Origin of the sequence: uncultured Tateyamaria sp. (assembly GCF_947487805.1) — a bacterium.
GTDB lineage: Bacteria > Pseudomonadota > Alphaproteobacteria > Rhodobacterales > Rhodobacteraceae > Tateyamaria.
The window spans coordinates 12,254-27,027 of sequence record NZ_CANKXW010000002.1 but is presented as its reverse complement, the minus strand read 5'-3'; the positions used below and the strand labels follow the sequence as shown (position 1 = coordinate 27,027).

Annotated in this window: 16 protein-coding genes; 4 read left to right on the top strand and 12 right to left on the bottom strand. The window is 62.1% G+C overall.

Features of this window, described 5'->3' with window-relative positions:
- Positions 1–3: 3 nt before the first annotated feature.
- The 9 genes from pstA to Q0949_RS05730 all read right to left on the bottom strand — a co-directional run bounded on the left by pstA (position 4) and on the right by Q0949_RS05730 (position 8,729).
- A complete protein-coding gene (gene pstA / locus Q0949_RS05770) occupies positions 4–1,332 on the bottom strand; it encodes a phosphate ABC transporter permease PstA (RefSeq protein ID WP_299369584.1) in 1,329 nt (442 codons plus the stop codon).
- Entirely contained in the window at positions 1,332–2,804 is a 1,473-nt protein-coding gene (pstC, locus tag Q0949_RS05765) for a phosphate ABC transporter permease subunit PstC (protein ID WP_299369582.1), read from the bottom strand. Before pstC ends, pstA begins: the two co-directional genes overlap by 1 nt.
- A 108-nt stretch (positions 2,805–2,912) precedes the next feature.
- Positions 2,913–3,953 (bottom strand): substrate-binding domain-containing protein, encoded by a 1,041-nt coding sequence (locus tag Q0949_RS05760; RefSeq protein ID WP_299369580.1) that lies wholly within the window; start codon positions 3,951–3,953, stop codon positions 2,913–2,915.
- 134 nt (positions 3,954–4,087) lie between these two features.
- Positions 4,088–5,146, bottom strand: coding sequence for an ATP-binding protein (locus Q0949_RS05755; RefSeq protein WP_299369578.1), 1,059 nt, complete (start codon positions 5,144–5,146; stop codon positions 4,088–4,090).
- Positions 5,147–5,163: 17 nt separating this feature from the next.
- On the bottom strand, positions 5,164–6,351 hold the full coding sequence (locus Q0949_RS05750; RefSeq protein ID WP_299369576.1) for an aminotransferase class I/II-fold pyridoxal phosphate-dependent enzyme: 1,188 nt from the start codon (positions 6,349–6,351) through the stop codon (positions 5,164–5,166).
- Positions 6,348–6,671, bottom strand: a complete 324-nt coding sequence (locus tag Q0949_RS05745) for a hypothetical protein (RefSeq protein ID WP_299369574.1) — start codon at positions 6,669–6,671, stop codon at positions 6,348–6,350. Before Q0949_RS05745 ends, Q0949_RS05750 begins: the two co-directional genes overlap by 4 nt.
- Entirely contained in the window at positions 6,671–7,198 is a 528-nt protein-coding gene (locus Q0949_RS05740; protein WP_299369572.1) for a gamma carbonic anhydrase family protein, read from the bottom strand. The genes Q0949_RS05745 and Q0949_RS05740 overlap by 1 nt, the downstream gene beginning before the upstream one ends.
- The gene (gene gmk, locus Q0949_RS05735) at positions 7,195–7,845 is read right to left on the bottom strand and encodes a guanylate kinase (RefSeq protein ID WP_299370813.1); all 651 of its coding nucleotides are present in this window, start codon (positions 7,843–7,845) and stop codon (positions 7,195–7,197) included. The genes Q0949_RS05740 and gmk overlap by 4 nt, the downstream gene beginning before the upstream one ends.
- A 5-nt stretch (positions 7,846–7,850) precedes the next feature.
- On the bottom strand, positions 7,851–8,729 hold the full coding sequence (locus tag Q0949_RS05730; RefSeq protein ID WP_299369571.1) for a YicC/YloC family endoribonuclease: 879 nt from the start codon (positions 8,727–8,729) through the stop codon (positions 7,851–7,853).
- Positions 8,730–8,949: 220 nt separating this feature from the next.
- Between Q0949_RS05730 and Q0949_RS05725 the strand changes: the two genes are divergently transcribed.
- On the top strand, positions 8,950–9,645 hold the full coding sequence (locus Q0949_RS05725; RefSeq protein WP_299369569.1) for a PAS domain-containing protein: 696 nt from the start codon (positions 8,950–8,952) through the stop codon (positions 9,643–9,645).
- Positions 9,646–9,718: 73 nt separating this feature from the next.
- On the opposite strand, the gene Q0949_RS05720 is transcribed toward Q0949_RS05725, so the two are convergent.
- A complete protein-coding gene (locus tag Q0949_RS05720; protein WP_299369567.1) occupies positions 9,719–11,092 on the bottom strand; it encodes a class II 3-deoxy-7-phosphoheptulonate synthase in 1,374 nt (457 codons plus the stop codon).
- A 187-nt stretch (positions 11,093–11,279) separates the two neighbouring features.
- Here Q0949_RS05720 and Q0949_RS05715 point away from each other — a divergent pair, with 187 nt between their 5' ends.
- From Q0949_RS05715 to Q0949_RS05705, 3 genes are all read left to right on the top strand, one after another.
- Positions 11,280–12,284: a GlxA family transcriptional regulator gene (locus tag Q0949_RS05715; protein WP_299369565.1), complete on the top strand. Its 1,005-nt coding sequence runs from the start codon at positions 11,280–11,282 to the stop codon at positions 12,282–12,284.
- Between the two features lie 70 nt (positions 12,285–12,354).
- Positions 12,355–12,513 (top strand): hypothetical protein, encoded by a 159-nt coding sequence (locus Q0949_RS05710; protein WP_299369563.1) that lies wholly within the window; start codon positions 12,355–12,357, stop codon positions 12,511–12,513.
- Positions 12,514–12,679: 166 nt separating this feature from the next.
- Positions 12,680–12,895 carry a hypothetical protein gene (locus Q0949_RS05705; RefSeq protein ID WP_299369561.1) on the top strand — a complete coding sequence of 72 codons (216 nt, stop codon included), beginning with the start codon at positions 12,680–12,682 and terminating at the stop codon, positions 12,893–12,895.
- Here Q0949_RS05705 and Q0949_RS05700 read toward each other — a convergent pair.
- Together Q0949_RS05700 and Q0949_RS05695 are read right to left on the bottom strand one after the other, a co-directional pair.
- Complete coding sequence (locus tag Q0949_RS05700; RefSeq protein WP_299369560.1) at positions 12,851–13,573, bottom strand: RlmE family RNA methyltransferase; 723 nt, start codon at positions 13,571–13,573, stop codon at positions 12,851–12,853. The genes Q0949_RS05705 and Q0949_RS05700 overlap by 45 nt on opposite strands.
- 52 nt (positions 13,574–13,625) lie before the next feature.
- Positions 13,626–14,750 (bottom strand): Ppx/GppA phosphatase family protein, encoded by a 1,125-nt coding sequence (locus Q0949_RS05695; RefSeq protein WP_299369558.1) that lies wholly within the window; start codon positions 14,748–14,750, stop codon positions 13,626–13,628.
- Between the last annotated feature and the right edge of the window lie 24 nt (positions 14,751–14,774).

Here is a 14,774-nt window from a genome sequence, read left to right as displayed (position 1 = left end):
CCCCTACCAGCGGCGTTCAAAGCGGCGCCGCAAGATCACGGCGATTGTGTTCATCGTGATCAGGAAGAGCAGCAGAATGATAATTCCGCCCCACGCTTTTTCATAGAAGCCCGGATCAGCACGGCTGGCCCAGGTGTAGATTTGCGCGGGCATGGCCGAGTTGGCGTCGGTAAAGCCCGCGATAAACCCTTCGGGATATTCCCGCGCGACAAACCCTACCATCCCGATCAGCAAGAGCGGCGCGGTTTCACCCAGCGCCTGCGCCAGACCGATGATCGTGCCGGTCAGGATGCCGGGCATCGCGAGCGGCAGCACGTGGTGGAACACCGACTGCATTTTCGACGCCCCTACCCCCAGTGCCGCATCCCGGATCGACGGCGGCACCGCGGCCAGCGACGCGCGGGTCGAGATGATGATCGTGGGCAGCGTCATCAGCGTCAGCACCAGGCCACCCACAAGCGGTGCCGATTGCGGCAGCCCGGCAAACTGGATGAAAACGGCAAGGCCGAGGATACCAAACACGATGGACGGCACAGCGGCCAGGTTTGAGATGTTCACCTCGATCAGGTCGGTGAACCGGTTTTTGGGCGCGAATTCCTCTAGGTAGATCGATGCCGCGACCCCGATGGGCAGCGACAGGAACAGCACCACAAGCATCATAAAGAACGACCCGATCACCGACGCGCCAAGGCCTGCGCCGCCGGGATTGTCCACGCCGCTGTCCTTGCCGGTGATGAAATTCCAGTTAAAGGCCGACTGGATGATCCCGGCCTCCTTCAGCGCATCGACCAGATCCAGATCGGTCAGTTGCAGAAACCGGCTGTCGACCAGGGTTTCGCGCGTCACCCGGCCGTTGAAATAGCCATCCACGCGAGACGAGGCGGCAAGCTCAAAGGCAACCGGCTTGCCGATATCGCCGGGGTTGTCCTTGAAGTGGGACCGGATTGTACCGCCAGTCTTGCCCACAATCCGCTCAATGGCCTTGGCGTCGAACGCGACGTCGAGCGCGCTCGCTTCCAACTGCGATTGCAACGCGGCGATAAAGAAATTCTCGTAGGCCTTGGTCTTGAGCATTTTGCTTTCGGCGTCGTCCACGTCCGCCTGGGACATGGTGAATTCGACGCTGACGATCGTGTGCGTGAACGCGGGAAGGCCCGATTTCAGGATCGATCCGAAGAGGAACAAAAGAAACAGAAGGCCCAGGCCGATGGCGGCCATTCCATAGGCGCGAAACCGTTTTTCGGCGGCGTTGCGCTTGCGTGTGCGTGCGTCGGTGACGGTCAGGCCCGACTTGGCCGGGCGTGCGGCGGGATCCATGCTTGCGTCAGTCATCAGTCATACTGCTCCCGGTACTTGCGCACGATATACAGCGCAAAGATGTTCAGCCCCAGCGTCAGGACAAAGAGGGTCATGCCAAGCGCAAAGGCGACCAGCGCCTCCGGCGATGCGAAATCGGCGTCCCCGGTCAGCTGGCTGACGATCTTGGCAGTGATGGTGGTCATGGCCTCAAAAGGGTTCAGGCTCAGCCGGGCCGCAGCCCCTGCCCCGAGGACCACGATCATGGTCTCCCCGATGGCGCGGCTTGCCGCCAGCAGGATCGCGCCCACGATGCCGGGCAGCGCCGCAGGCAGGATCACCTGGCGGATGGTTTCGGACTGCGTGGCACCCAAGCCGTAAGATCCGTCGCGCATCGCCTGCGGCACCGCGTTGATGATGTCATCGGACAGCGAGGACACGAATGGGATCAACATGATCCCCATGACCAGGCCCGCAGTCATCACCGCCGTTCCACCCGACATCCAGCCAACCGTTTCCTTGCCAAAGAGTGACACAAGGATCGGCCCGACCGTCAGCAGAGCGAACAGGCCGTAAACGATTGTCGGAATACCGGCGAGGATCTCGATCAGTGGCTTGGCGATGCTGCGCACACGCGGGCTGGCATATTCCGACAGGTAGATGGCAGAGAACAGGCCCACCGGCACGGCCACCAGCAGTGCGATCAGCGAGATGTAGAACGTGCCCCACAAGAGCGGCAGCACACCCAGATCCGACGCGCCGCCCCGGCCGGAAAAGCTGGGCGCCCAGCTGGTGCCGAAGAAGAAGTCCGACGCAGGATAGAGGCGGAAAAATTCGATTGTGTTGAACAACAGGGCAAAGACGATGCCGATGGTCGTCAGGATGGCGATGGACGCGGCCCCGATCAACAGCGCCAGAACACCGCGCTCGACCACGTTGCGCGCGCGGAACTGTGCGTTCGAGCGCGACCAGGCAAAAGCGGCACCGCCCAGGGCGATCAGCAACACCAGCACGGTCATCACCAGACTGCCGGTCGCATTCAGCCCACGGTAAAGCTGTGCCGCGGTCAGCACTTCGGCGCTGACGGCCGATCCAAGTGCTACGCCCACATCGCCCAGCATCTCCCGAATGTCCGTCGTGCCGACGTCCATCGTATCGGCCTCGGCGCGGCTGACCGCTCCTTGGGCAATGGCCGTCTCAAGGCCCTCGGCTACCCGGCGCACATCGCTCATCACCAGCCCGACGGAGCTGCCTTCGGCCACGATGCTGTCAGGCAATGTGCCCAGCACCTGGCCGTTTACGAAATAAGGCTGCGCCAGCAGCCAGATGATCAAAATCGCGCTGGCGGGCACAACAGCCCACATCCCTACGTAGGCCCCATAGTAACTTGGCAGGGAATGCAGATCGCGGGCGTCGCCATTCGCGCTTTGCAACGCACGGGACCGTCCCAGCACATAGCCGATGGCCGCGATGGCAAGAATAACGAGGATGAGCCAGGAAAGGGGCATGACGGCTCCGATGCAGCAAGGGTCAGTGTCACGTCCGGCAGATAGACGCATTCATTGGCATAGAAAAGGGGGCGGCAGTAACGCCGCCCCCCATTGGGTTACGGCGCCTTAGCTGCCGCCGCCCATTGTCGATTCGTTGGCAACCGCGTCCTGTGTCTGGGACAGCTCGGGATCGGACACCAGACCGTATTGCGCCAGCGGGCCGTCGGGGCCGGCAATCTCGTCGGCAACAAAGAAAGATGCGTATTCCTTCAGGCCGGGGATCACGCCGATATGCGCTTTCTTCACGTAGAAGAACAGCGGACGCGACACAGGGTATTCACCGGTCGAGATCGTCTCTGTCGACGGGGCAACGCCGCCCATGGTCGCGACCTTCAGCTTGTCTGTGTTGTTCTCGTAGAACGCCAGACCGAAGATGCCGATGCCGTTGGGGTTGGCGTCGATGCGCGCCAGCGTCTCGGTATAGTCGCCATCGATGTCCACGGACTTGCCGTCCTGGCGCACGTCGATGCAGGCGTCTTCGGCGTCATCTTCGGACATGCCGGCTTCCATCATGGCGGCCATCGCGCCGGTGTCTTCGCAGCCTTTCAGCAGCACCTTGTCTTCGAACACTTCGCGTGTGCCGTGCTTCGTGCCGGGAATGAATGCCACGATGTCAACGGCAGGCAGGTCGGCGTTGAAGTCGGCCCACTGGGCGTGCGGGTTGTCGACGATAGCACCGTCAACCAGAACCTTGGAACCCAGCGCGTTGAAGATGTCGGCAGGCTCGAAAGCGGTATAGGCCGGGCCGTCGATCTGGCTGGCGAAGACGATGCCGTCATAGCCTATGCGCACTTCGATGATGTCGGTGACACCCGCTTCGGCACAGGCTTTGATCTCTTTTTCGCGGATCTTGCGCGACGCGTTGGCGACGTCGATGGTGTTTTCGCCAACACCTTCACAGAAACGCTTCAGGCCCGACGATGACCCGCCCGATTCCACAACCGGTGCCGGAAAGTCAAAGTTGTCGCCAAAAGCTTCGGCCACGATCGAGGCATAGGGCAGAACGGTGGACGAACCGGCAACCTGCACCTGGTCGCGTGCCGCGGCAGCGGTGGCAGCAACGGCGGAAATGGCCAGAGCCGACGTCGTGAGTTTCACAAAGGACATGAATGTCTCCTGTTAGAACAGTGTCAATTGATCCCCCCAGCGGGGACCTCGCCGCCCGTCTAGGCAGGTCTCGCAATGCTTTTGTGACAGTTACGTAACAGTTTTACGACAGCGCCCGGGATGCCCCTACGTCGCTAGGGATTTTCCTGCACCGGCAGGATCACGGTAAAGGTAGCGCCCTCGCCCGGTACGCTTTCCACGCGCAACCGGCCCCGGTGGCGGTTGATGATATGCTTGACGATGGCAAGGCCAAGACCGGTGCCGCCCAGGGCCCGGCTGCGATGATCATCAGCGCGGTAGAACCGTTCGGTGATCCGCGGCAGGTGCACCGGATCGATGCCGGGCCCATAGTCGATGATCTGGACCCGCACACCCGGCGCGCGCAAGGCGGCTTCGTGCGGGCTGGGCATGATGCGCACGGTAATCCGCCCGCCAGCGCCGCCATATTTAATTGCGTTTTCAATAAGGTTGGTGAAGACCTGCTTGAGCTGATCGGCGTCGCCCATGAGCGTGACAGGCGTATCCCCGAACTCAGACTCCAGCGATACACCGGCCTCCGTGGCAAGGTTGCGCATCGTCCGCAGGGTCGAATCGAGAATGTCGTTCAAAACGACGCGCTCGGTCGGGCGCACCCTTTCGTCGCCCTCAACGCGGTTGAGCGACATCAGATCCCCCACCAGACGGTTCATGCGCTCTGCCTCGTCCTGCATGATGTCGAGGAACCGTTTGGCGGCGACAGCATCGTCACGGGCGGGGCCGCGCAGGGTTTCGATGAACCCCATCAACGCGGTCAGCGGCGTGCGCAACTCGTGGCTGACATTGGCCACGAAATCCCGCCGCATCTGCCCGGCCTGTTCGACGTGGGTGACGTCTTCGAACGACAAGAGCGCCACACCTGCGCCCCCTGCCCCCACACCCGCCGCCGCACGGCAGCTCACGCGAAAGGTCGTGTCCTGCGCGCCGTCATTGCCCAGATACCGCGTCGTGCGCGGGCGACCGTCCAGCAGCGTCGCCTCGATCGCATCCAGCAAGGCTGGCTGGCGAAGCATCGTGACATAGTTCCGTCTCAGCGCCTGCTGCCCGATCAGCGTCAGCGCCTCCGTATTGGCGGCGATGATCCGCTCGGTCCGGTCTATGGCCAGCGCGGGCAGTGGAATGGCCGACAGGACTGTGCCCAAAAGGTCGTCGCCCATGTCGGCGTCCCCCCGTTCTACCCGGTCGCGGCCTGAATGGCGGCAGTGAACACATCGCACAGCGCCTGCGGCTCTTCGAGGCCCACGGAAACGCGAAAGAACCCCTCGGACATGCCCAGTTCGGCGCGCTTTTCTGGCGTCAGCGCCCGGTGCGACGACGACGCAGGATGCGAGATCGTCGTGCCCACGTCCCCGAGTGTTGGGGCAAAGCTCAGGCCCTCTGCGCCTCGCGCCAGTGCGTTGGCCGCCTCGCGGCTGCCATTGATCTCGAAACTGACCATATTGCAGTACTGGCCCTTGAGAAGCGCCTGCGCTCGCAAATGATCTGGGTGGTCATGGCGAGATGGGTAAATGACCCGCTTGACCCCCTCCAATCCGGCCAGATGCGTGGCCAGCGTCTCGGCGGTGGATTGCGCCCTGTCAAAGCGCAGCGCAAAGCTCAGCATCCCACGTTCCGCCAACCAGCAGTCGAACGGGCTGGGCGTCATACCCGTCGTCACGGTAAACACCCGCAACCGGTCGTTCAGCGCTTCATCCCTTGCCGCGACATAGCCCAGCATGACATCCGAATGCCCTGCCAACAGCTTGGTCACCGAATGGATCACGATATCGGCCCCGTGATCGAATGCACGAAAACCGCGCGGCGTGGTGAACGTGTTGTCGACGACCAGCAGGACGCCGGTTTCGCGCGCCAGCGCAGACAGGCCGAGGATATCCGCCACTCGTAACGTGGGGTTGGACACGACCTCGACAAGGATCAGCTTGGTCTCGGGCCGGATGGCCGCCCGCACCGCGTCCACATCGCCGGGATCCACCATGGTGGTCTGCACGCCCAGACGCGGCAGATCCTCGGTCATCATGCGCAGTGACCGACCATAAAGCTGGTTGCCCCCGATGACATGATCGCCCGCCTGCGTCAGACCAAGCAACACGGCCGATACCGCCGCCATACCACTGGAGGTGACGACGCCCATATGCGGCGCACCTTCCATTCGGTCGATGGCTTGTGCCACCACGTCCGCATTCGGATGCCCCTCGCGGCTGTAGGTATAGCCATGCAGGTCGCCCTCGTACTGGGCGTCCAGCATATCGGGCGTGTCCGAGGCGTAGACAACCGAGGGGCTGAGAGGTGTGGCCACTGGGCGCGACGCGCTGTCGGGCAACGGATCGGGGCGCATGATCGACCCCTTGCTGTTCGAGATCATTCCAGAAATTCCGTGTGATAGGTCGCAGTGCTATAGGTGATGTCGACGCTCAGCCAGCAGGGGCGCGGCAGATGGGCCGCGATGCGCTGAACCAGATCGGCTTGCAATGCCGCCGTAAACGCGGCCCCACGGTGCGGCTTGGACAGCAGCGCAACGGACGCCTTGAGATGGCTGTGATGGAACACGGGCGCCGGAAAGGCCCGCCCCTTGGTCTCTCCTGCGCCCTCATCATGGGACAGGATGCAGTCTTCGACTTCGGCCAGAATGGCCTTGGCGTCTATGCCAAGGTCGTCGGAATAGCTCAGTTCACAATGCGGCATCAGCCATCCACCTCGACCATCGTGTCGCGAAAACGGCGCATGTTTTCCTGGTAATGCAACGCCGAGGCGCGCAGCCCCTGAATGGCCGCCTCATCGAGGCTGCGCACAACCTTGCCCGGCACCCCCATCACCAGCGACCCGTCCGGGATGTCTTTGCCCTCGGTGATCAACGCGCCCGCACCAATCAGGCAGTTCTTGCCGATCGTGGCCCCGTTCAGCACCGTGGCCCCCATCCCGATCAGGGAATTCTCGCCAATCGTGCAGCCGTGCAACATGACCTTGTGACCGATTGTACACCCTGCGCCGATCGTCAGCGGGAACCCCATATCAATGTGCATCACACAGTTTTCCTGCACATTCGTGCCGGCGCCGATGCGGATCTCTTCGTGATCCGCGCGGATCGTGCAGCCGAACCAGACAGAGGCTGCCTGTTCGACCACGACCTTGCCGATCAGGTTGGCATCGGGCGCGATCCACGTGTCTTTGGCGATCTGCGGGCGGTCGTCGCCCAAGGCGTAGAGTGTCATGTCTGTTCCTCGAATTCCGATTGCAACCGGCGCACATGCTCGGTCAGTTGCGGCTGCTGCAACCGGCGCAGCCGCGTGGCGGAAATGATGGTTTTCAGGCGTGCCTCGGTCTCGTCCAGATCGTCATTGACCAGCACGTAGTCATAGCTGCCCCAGTGGCTGATCTCGTCCCAACTCTTCTGCATGCGCCGCGAAATCGTCTCTGCTGTGTCCTGTCCTCGGCTTTCCAACCGGCGCCGCAGTTCCTTGATCGACGGCGGCAGGATAAAGATCGACAGCGTGTGCTGCCCCAAGCCTGAATTGGTGATCTGCTGTGCGCCCTGCCAGTCGATGTCAAAGAGCACATCGCGCCCCGCCTCGATGGCGGCCTGCACCGGCCCCTTGGGCGAGCCGTAGAAATTGCCGAACACATGCGCGTGTTCCAGCATCTCGTCCTCGGTTACCGCAGATTTGAAAGCGGCCTCGGAAATAAAGTTGTAGTGTTCGCCATCCGTTTCGCCGGGACGCGGCGCGCGGGTGGTGGCCGACACGGAAAAACTCAACGCGGGATCCCAGACGCGCAAACGCCCCGCCAGCGTGCTCTTGCCCGCGCCGGACGGAGAACTGAGGATGATGAGAAGCCCGCGACGGGTTTGCGTTTCAACCAAGGTGTTCATTCCACATTCTGTACCTGTTCGCGCATCTGGTCGATCAGCGCCTTGAGCGCCAGCCCGACCCGTGTCAGTTCTGCGTTCTGCGCCTTGGAACACAGGGTGTTGGCCTCGCGGTTGAACTCCTGCATCAGGAAATCCAGCTTGCGCCCCACAGGTCCACCATCTGTCAAAAGCGCGCGCGCGGCCTGCAAATGGGCGTGCAGCCTGTCGATCTCTTCGGTGACGTCCGCCTTGACTGCCAGAAGGGCCAGTTCCTGCGCCACCCGGTCCGGATCGGCCCCATCGGTGTTGTCCAGCACGCGGGCGAGGTTTCGTTTCAACGTCGTTGCCACCTCATCCTTGCGGGCCTCGGCCAGGGCGGCAGCCTCCTTGGTCAGCGCCTCGATCTCGTCCAACTGACCCAGCAGCACCGTCAGCAGGGCCGCGCCCTCCTCGCACCGCATCGCGTCAAAAGCGTCCAGCAACGCGGGCAGCTCGGACAGCAGCGCCTTGCGCAGCGGGGCCGGATCATCCTGCATGGTGGACTGCTCCATCACGCCGCGCATCATCGCGATGTCGCTGGCTCGTGCGGGCGCAAGCGACAGGCCCATCTCCATCGCCTCCGCCTCGATCGCCAGCAGGCTGGCCACGGCCGCCTTCATCTGGGCCGTGTTGAGCGCGGACACCGCCGCCGCATCGTCACGCGACACCCGCAGCGACAGGGTGATATTTCCACGCTTGGCGTGGGCGGCGACCTGGGGCCGCACGGCGGCCTCCAGCCCTTCGATCCAGTCGGGCATGCGCAACCGAAGGTCGAGCCCCTTGCCGTTCACGCTGCGGATATCCCAATTCCATCGGAACGGGTCAGCGCCACCGGTTGCAGCGGCAAATCCGGTCATCGACCTCAAGGCGGGGGAAACAGGGCGGTTGGTCATACCCCAGCGTTTAGGGTGTCCGGACAGGTCAGGCAAGTCAGACCCGCCACGCATCTCCAGCGCAGGTCGGTTAACCAAAGGTTAGGAAATGTCGTGGAACTCCGCGAGAATTTGATACGTTTTGTGCAAGTTAAATGAGTTTGTGGCGCAAATGCGCATACAGGATGAGTGAAAGACGCAAGCAATGGACAAATCAGACCTGAACCCGCACAATATTACCAATATGACAGAGTTTCGCGCAGAAGTCGGATATTCCGCCATTTCCCAGGTTGAGGCCTATTGGGAAGGGCTGCGTGGTGCGCGGCTGATGCCCAAGCGGTCCGAGATTGATCCACGCGGGATCGAATCCGCGCTGGAATACACTTTTGTTCTGGAGCGGATCGCGCCGGGCATGGCCCGCATCCGCATCGCAGGCAGCCATCTGAGCGACCTGATGGGCATGGAAGTGCGCGGCATGCCCCTGACGTCGCTGATCAGCCCGCCCTGCCGCCGTCAGATCAATGATGTGCTCGAAGACGTGTGCGAACGCCCCGCAGTGTGCGAATTGCGCATGAATGCCGAAACCAGTGCGACCAAGCCGCATCTGGACGCGCGCCTGATCCTGTTGCCGCTCAAGAGCGATCTGGGCGATGTCAGCCGCATCTTGGGTTGTCTGGTGGCCCAAGGCGACATCGGCCACACCCCGCGCCGCTTTGACGTTGTTGGCGCCAAGATCCGCCCGATCACAACATCTGCGGCCATGCCCCGCGAACCCATCGCGGAACCTGTCGAGAAACAGGTCGCTCCGCTGCGCGGCTTTGCCGAACCTGCGCCCGAGTTCAAGAGCCGCACACCCCGGCCCGATGTCCCCTACCTGCGGATCGTAACATCAGACGACTGAAACGCACCCAGAAACGCAAAACGCGCCAGGCAGAACCGCCCGGCGCGTTTTTTCGTGTCCGTGCCTTGATGCCTTAGCTCGCGGCACGCTCCGCGTTGCGTGTGTTTCGCAGATCCGACAGCTCTTCGGCCACGAGGAACGCCAGTTCCAGCGATTGCGACGCGTTCAGACGCGGATCACACGCGGTGTGATAGCGATCGCTCAGATCCTCTTCGGTCACCGCACGTACACCGCCGGTGCACTCGGTCACGTCCGACCCGGTCATCTCGAAATGCACACCTGCGGGTGTCGTGCCTTCTGCCGCATGCACGCCAAAGAATTCCCGCACCTCTCGCAGAACACTGTCAAAGGGCCGCGTCTTGTAGCCGGTGGACGACTTGATCGTGTTCCCGTGCATCGCATCGCACACCCAGGTGACTTCGGCGCCTTCTTCGCGGACCGTGTTGATCAGGCGCGGCAAATGCTCGCCCACGGCCCCTGCACCAAAACGCGCAATCAGTGTCAGGCGCCCGGCTTCGTTCTCGGGGTTCAGCTTGGCCATCAACAGTTTAAGGTCTTCGCTGGTCATCGAAGGGCCGCATTTCAGGCCGATGGGGTTCTGCACACCTCGGGCAAATTCCACATGCGCGCCGTCCGGCTGACGTGTCCGGTCGCCGATCCAGATCATGTGACCGGACCCGGCGAGCCACTTGCCGGTGGTGCTGTCGATGCGTGTCAGCGCCTCTTCGTATTCCAACAGCAGCGATTCATGGCTGGTGTAGAACTCTACGGTCGAGAATTCATGCGTCGTGTCGGAATCGATGCCCGCCGCCGACATGAAATCGATAGTGTCCTGAATGCGCGCCGCGATCTCACGGTATTTCTCGGCCCCGTTGCCATCGGCAAAGCCAAGCGTCCACGAATGCACCCGGTGCATGTCCGCGAAACCACCTGTCGAAAAAGCCCGCAACAGGTTCAGCGTCGCCGCCGCCTGCGTGTAGGCCTGCAACATCTTTTTGGGATCGGGAATGCGCGCCTCGGGGGTGAAATCGAGCTCGTTGATGATGTCACCGCGGTAGCTCGGCAATTCGACGCCGTTCACGGTCTCCGTGGGCGCCGAGCGCGGCTTGGCAAATTGCCCGGCCATCCGGCCCAGTTTGATCACCGGCACCTTGGCGCCGTACGTCAGCACCATCGCCATCTGCAACATCACCTTGAAGGTGTCGCGGATGCTGTCGGCGCTGAACTGGTCGAACGCCTCGGCACAGTCGCCACCTTGCAAAAGGAATGCATCGCCACGCGACGCCGCAGCCAGATGCGCCTTGAGCCTGCGCGCTTCACCGGCAAAAACCAGCGGAGGATATTTGGAAAGCTGCGCCTCAACCGCGTTCAAGGCCGCAGCGTCGGTATAATCGGGCATCTGGACCCGGGGCTTGGCGCGCCAGTCAGATTTTGTCCAATCGCTCATCTCGTTTCTCCGCAAAAATATGTTAGCGATCCCATGATCGCGGACCCTCTATACAAAAGGCACTGGTCGGTGACCATATCACAAATGCACCCTCTTGACGTATGTTCAGGTGCGTGATCATGGTCCCAGAGGCAAAACATTTCGTCGCGTCACCTGAGGCGGCTGACAAACCAGGATCCATGCCGCGATGTCCATTCAGCGCCCGGCGACACAGACCCGCCAAGAGGTCGACAAAACCAAACGTTTTGTGTTTGTCCTGCTCGATAATTTCACCATGCTGTGCTTTTCGGCCGCACTGGAAAGCCTGCGGATCGCCAACCGCATGGCGGGGCGCGAGATCTACAGCTGGAAGATCATCGGCGAGGGTGGCGACTATATCAACTGTTCGGCAGGCACCGGGTTCAAGCTCGACGGTGATCTCGATGACCTGTCGCGCGATGACGTCGTGATGGTCTGTGGCGGCATCGACGTACAAGTGGCCTCGACCAAGCGCCTTCTGGGATGGCTGCGCCGCGAGGCCCGCAAGGGCGTGCCGGTCGCGGGTCTGTGCACCGCCGCCTACACACTGGCCAAAGCCGGCCTACTCGACGGCAAGCGCGCGACGATCCATTGGGAAAACCAGGACAGCTTTACCGAAGAATTCCCGGATGTTGAGCTGACAAAATCCGTCTTTGTCGTCGATGACAAGCGCCTGACAACCGCCGGTGGCACATCCTCGATTGACCTGATGCTCAAACTGATTGCCGACGACACCGACGAACAACTGGCCAATGCCGTGGCCGACCAGCTGATCTATTCCTCGATCCGCACCGATCAGGACACCCAGCGGCTGTCGGTGCCCACGCGCATCGGCGTTCGGCACCCCAAGCTGAGCCAGGTCATCCAGATCATGGAACAGAATATCGAAGAGCCGATCAGCCCCTCGATCCTGGCCAAGGACGTGGGCATGTCGACGCGCCAGTTGGAACGCCTGTTCCGCCGCTATCTGAACCGCAGCCCCAAGCGGTACTATATGGAATTGCGCCTGCAAAAGGCGCGCAACCTGTTGATGCAGACGGACATGAGCGTGATCAACGTGGCGCTCGCCTGCGGGTTCGCGTCGCCGTCCCATTTCTCCAAGTGCTACCGGGCGCATTACGACACGACACCGTATCGCGAACGTGGCACCCACGCCGCGCGCCTGTCCATCTGAACGCCACCTGCCCTGAATTGGCCCCAGAGCGGTCTTTGCCCGGCCAGATTGCGACGATATCGGGCGGTCCATGACCCGATTTGCAACCCAAATGACCCCGCATATGCGCCTGTTCGAGCTTATTCGACAGGAGACGCTCGCGGCCGAACGTGCGGGCAAGCCCTCTGCATCTGCGGCCGGGGACGTCTTTGCACTGCTGAACCGGGCACGCCTGTCGCTCCGGCGGTAACTGCACCGACTTTCGGCAAACAGGGTCTTTTCACCCTGTCTCCATACGGAATCGTATTAACTTTCTTGAAACAATCGTAGATTCGCGTATCCTCAGTTCCCGTCGGGCTGCTCCGACATCTGCTCAAACCGATTTTTTGTTACTCTGTTCCAAGGTTGCTGTTGCCATGTCATTTCACGACCCTCAAAACCCGCGCCATCAACGTATTTTCGAATTATTACGCCAGACCGACGCCGCCGTTGATACCACGCAGACGTTGCAAACACGCCCGACCCGCAAGCTGGACGTGGATGAAATCAGTGCGGTGCAGAAAACCGCGCTAAAGTCGCTGGAGCGCTCAGGCGTCTCCGCGAAACCCGGTCGCTACCACAAATTTTTCTGAACTGTCCGCCCGCGACGCAGGCGGCTTGACGTTCGCGACCTTGTCGAACCGCTGCTTGAGCAGCTTTTGCAGGCTGCCCTCGGCACCGCCCGCCAGCACCTTGGCGACGAATGTGCCGCCTTCATCCAGCACGTCAAAGGCAAAATACGCCGCCGCCTCGCACAGCGAGATGATGCGCAAGTGGTCGGTCTGCTTGTGGCCCGAGGACGCCGCGGCCATGTCCGACATGACCACATCCGCCTTGCCGCCAAGCCATTCCTTGACCTTCAGGTCGGCGTCGTCCTCCATGAAATCCAACTGGTGCAATTCGCAGCCAGCAATCGGCTCCATCTCCTGAAGGTCGATGCCGAGGATCGTGCCCTTGGCCTTGCCGGATTTCTCGCCCAGCACGTTGCAGCGCTTGACCGCAACCTGGCACCAGCCGCCCGGTGCCGCACCCAGATCGACAATCCGCGCGCCGGGCACCAGAAACCGGAACTTGTCGTCCAGTTCGAGGATCTTGTAGGCCGCACGCCCCCTGTATCCTTCGGCTTGGGCGCGTTTGACATAGGGATCGTTCAACTGCCGCTGCAACCACCGCGTCGACGACAGCTTGCGCCCGCGCGCAGTCTTGACCTTGACCTTCAGGTCGCGCTGACCGCGGCCCGATGTGTTCTTTCCTGATGGGGTCTTGGCCATGCGGGGCCCTCGTTTTGCGAATGTGACGCCCTATCCTGCCGGGCGCGGTGGTTCAAGCGGATTGGTCGTCAAGCACGCCGTCGGCGCTCATCTGCGCATAAAGCAGCCCCTCGCGCAGGCCCCTGTCCGCAACTGACAGCCTGTCGGTGGGCCAGCACCGCATCAACGCCTGAAGGATCGCGGCACCCGACATGATCAATGCGTGCCGGTCTGACCCGATCCGCGGATCCGCACGCCGTCCCCCCGGCCCCATCGACAGATAGGACCGGATCACCGCGTCGATCTGGTCAGAGGACATGCGCAGCCCGTCCACCTTGGTCCGGTCATAGCGGCGCAGCCCCAGATGCGACGCTGCCACGGTCGTGACCGTGCCGGAGGTGCCGACGATCTGGAATCGCTCAGTCGGTTCTGTGGCGTGATATGGGGTGAAATCGGCGAGGTTTTCCTCGAAAAACCAGCTCATCAACGCGAACCGTGCGGCGTCGTCTTCGACATCGTTGAACTGTTCGCGCAAGGTCGCGACGCCGAGCGGAACACTGATCCAGTCGACAACCCGCGCCTCCGGCACATCGCTTACCGCGCGGATAAACCCGGAATGCAGCCGCATGATCGCCTGCGGGCGGTCCTTCTTGGCGACCGCCGACAGATCGATCCACACCAGCTCGGTTGATCCACCGCCAATGTCCACAACCAGCAGATTCTCTGTCTTGGGGCTGACCAGCGGCGCGCAGGAGATCACCGCAAGGCGCGCCTCCTCCTCCGGCTCGATGATATCAAGTTGCAGTCCGGTTTCGCGGCGCACCCGTTCGATGAACTCGCGCGCATTGACCGCACGCCGGCACGCCTCGGTCGCGACCAGGCGCATCCGCCGCACCTTGTGCCGCTTCAGCTTTTGTTGACAGATCCGCAGCGCCTGCACCGTGCGCGCCATGGACCCTCGCGACAGACGGCCGGACCGTTCCAGCCCTAGCCCCAGCTGCACCGATTTCGAGAAACTGTCGACAACGTGAAACCCCGCGCCTCGCGGCTCGGCGATCAACATACGACAACTGTTCGTGCCCAGATCCAGCGCGGCATAAAGCTCGGGCGATCCTGGGGCACGTGGCACGGGCTGGGACCCCAGCCTAGGGTCCCGCTTCTTGAGCGCGCCCGCACCTTGGGGACGCTTTGGCGCCATACTTTGCGCCTTTCATTACGAGTT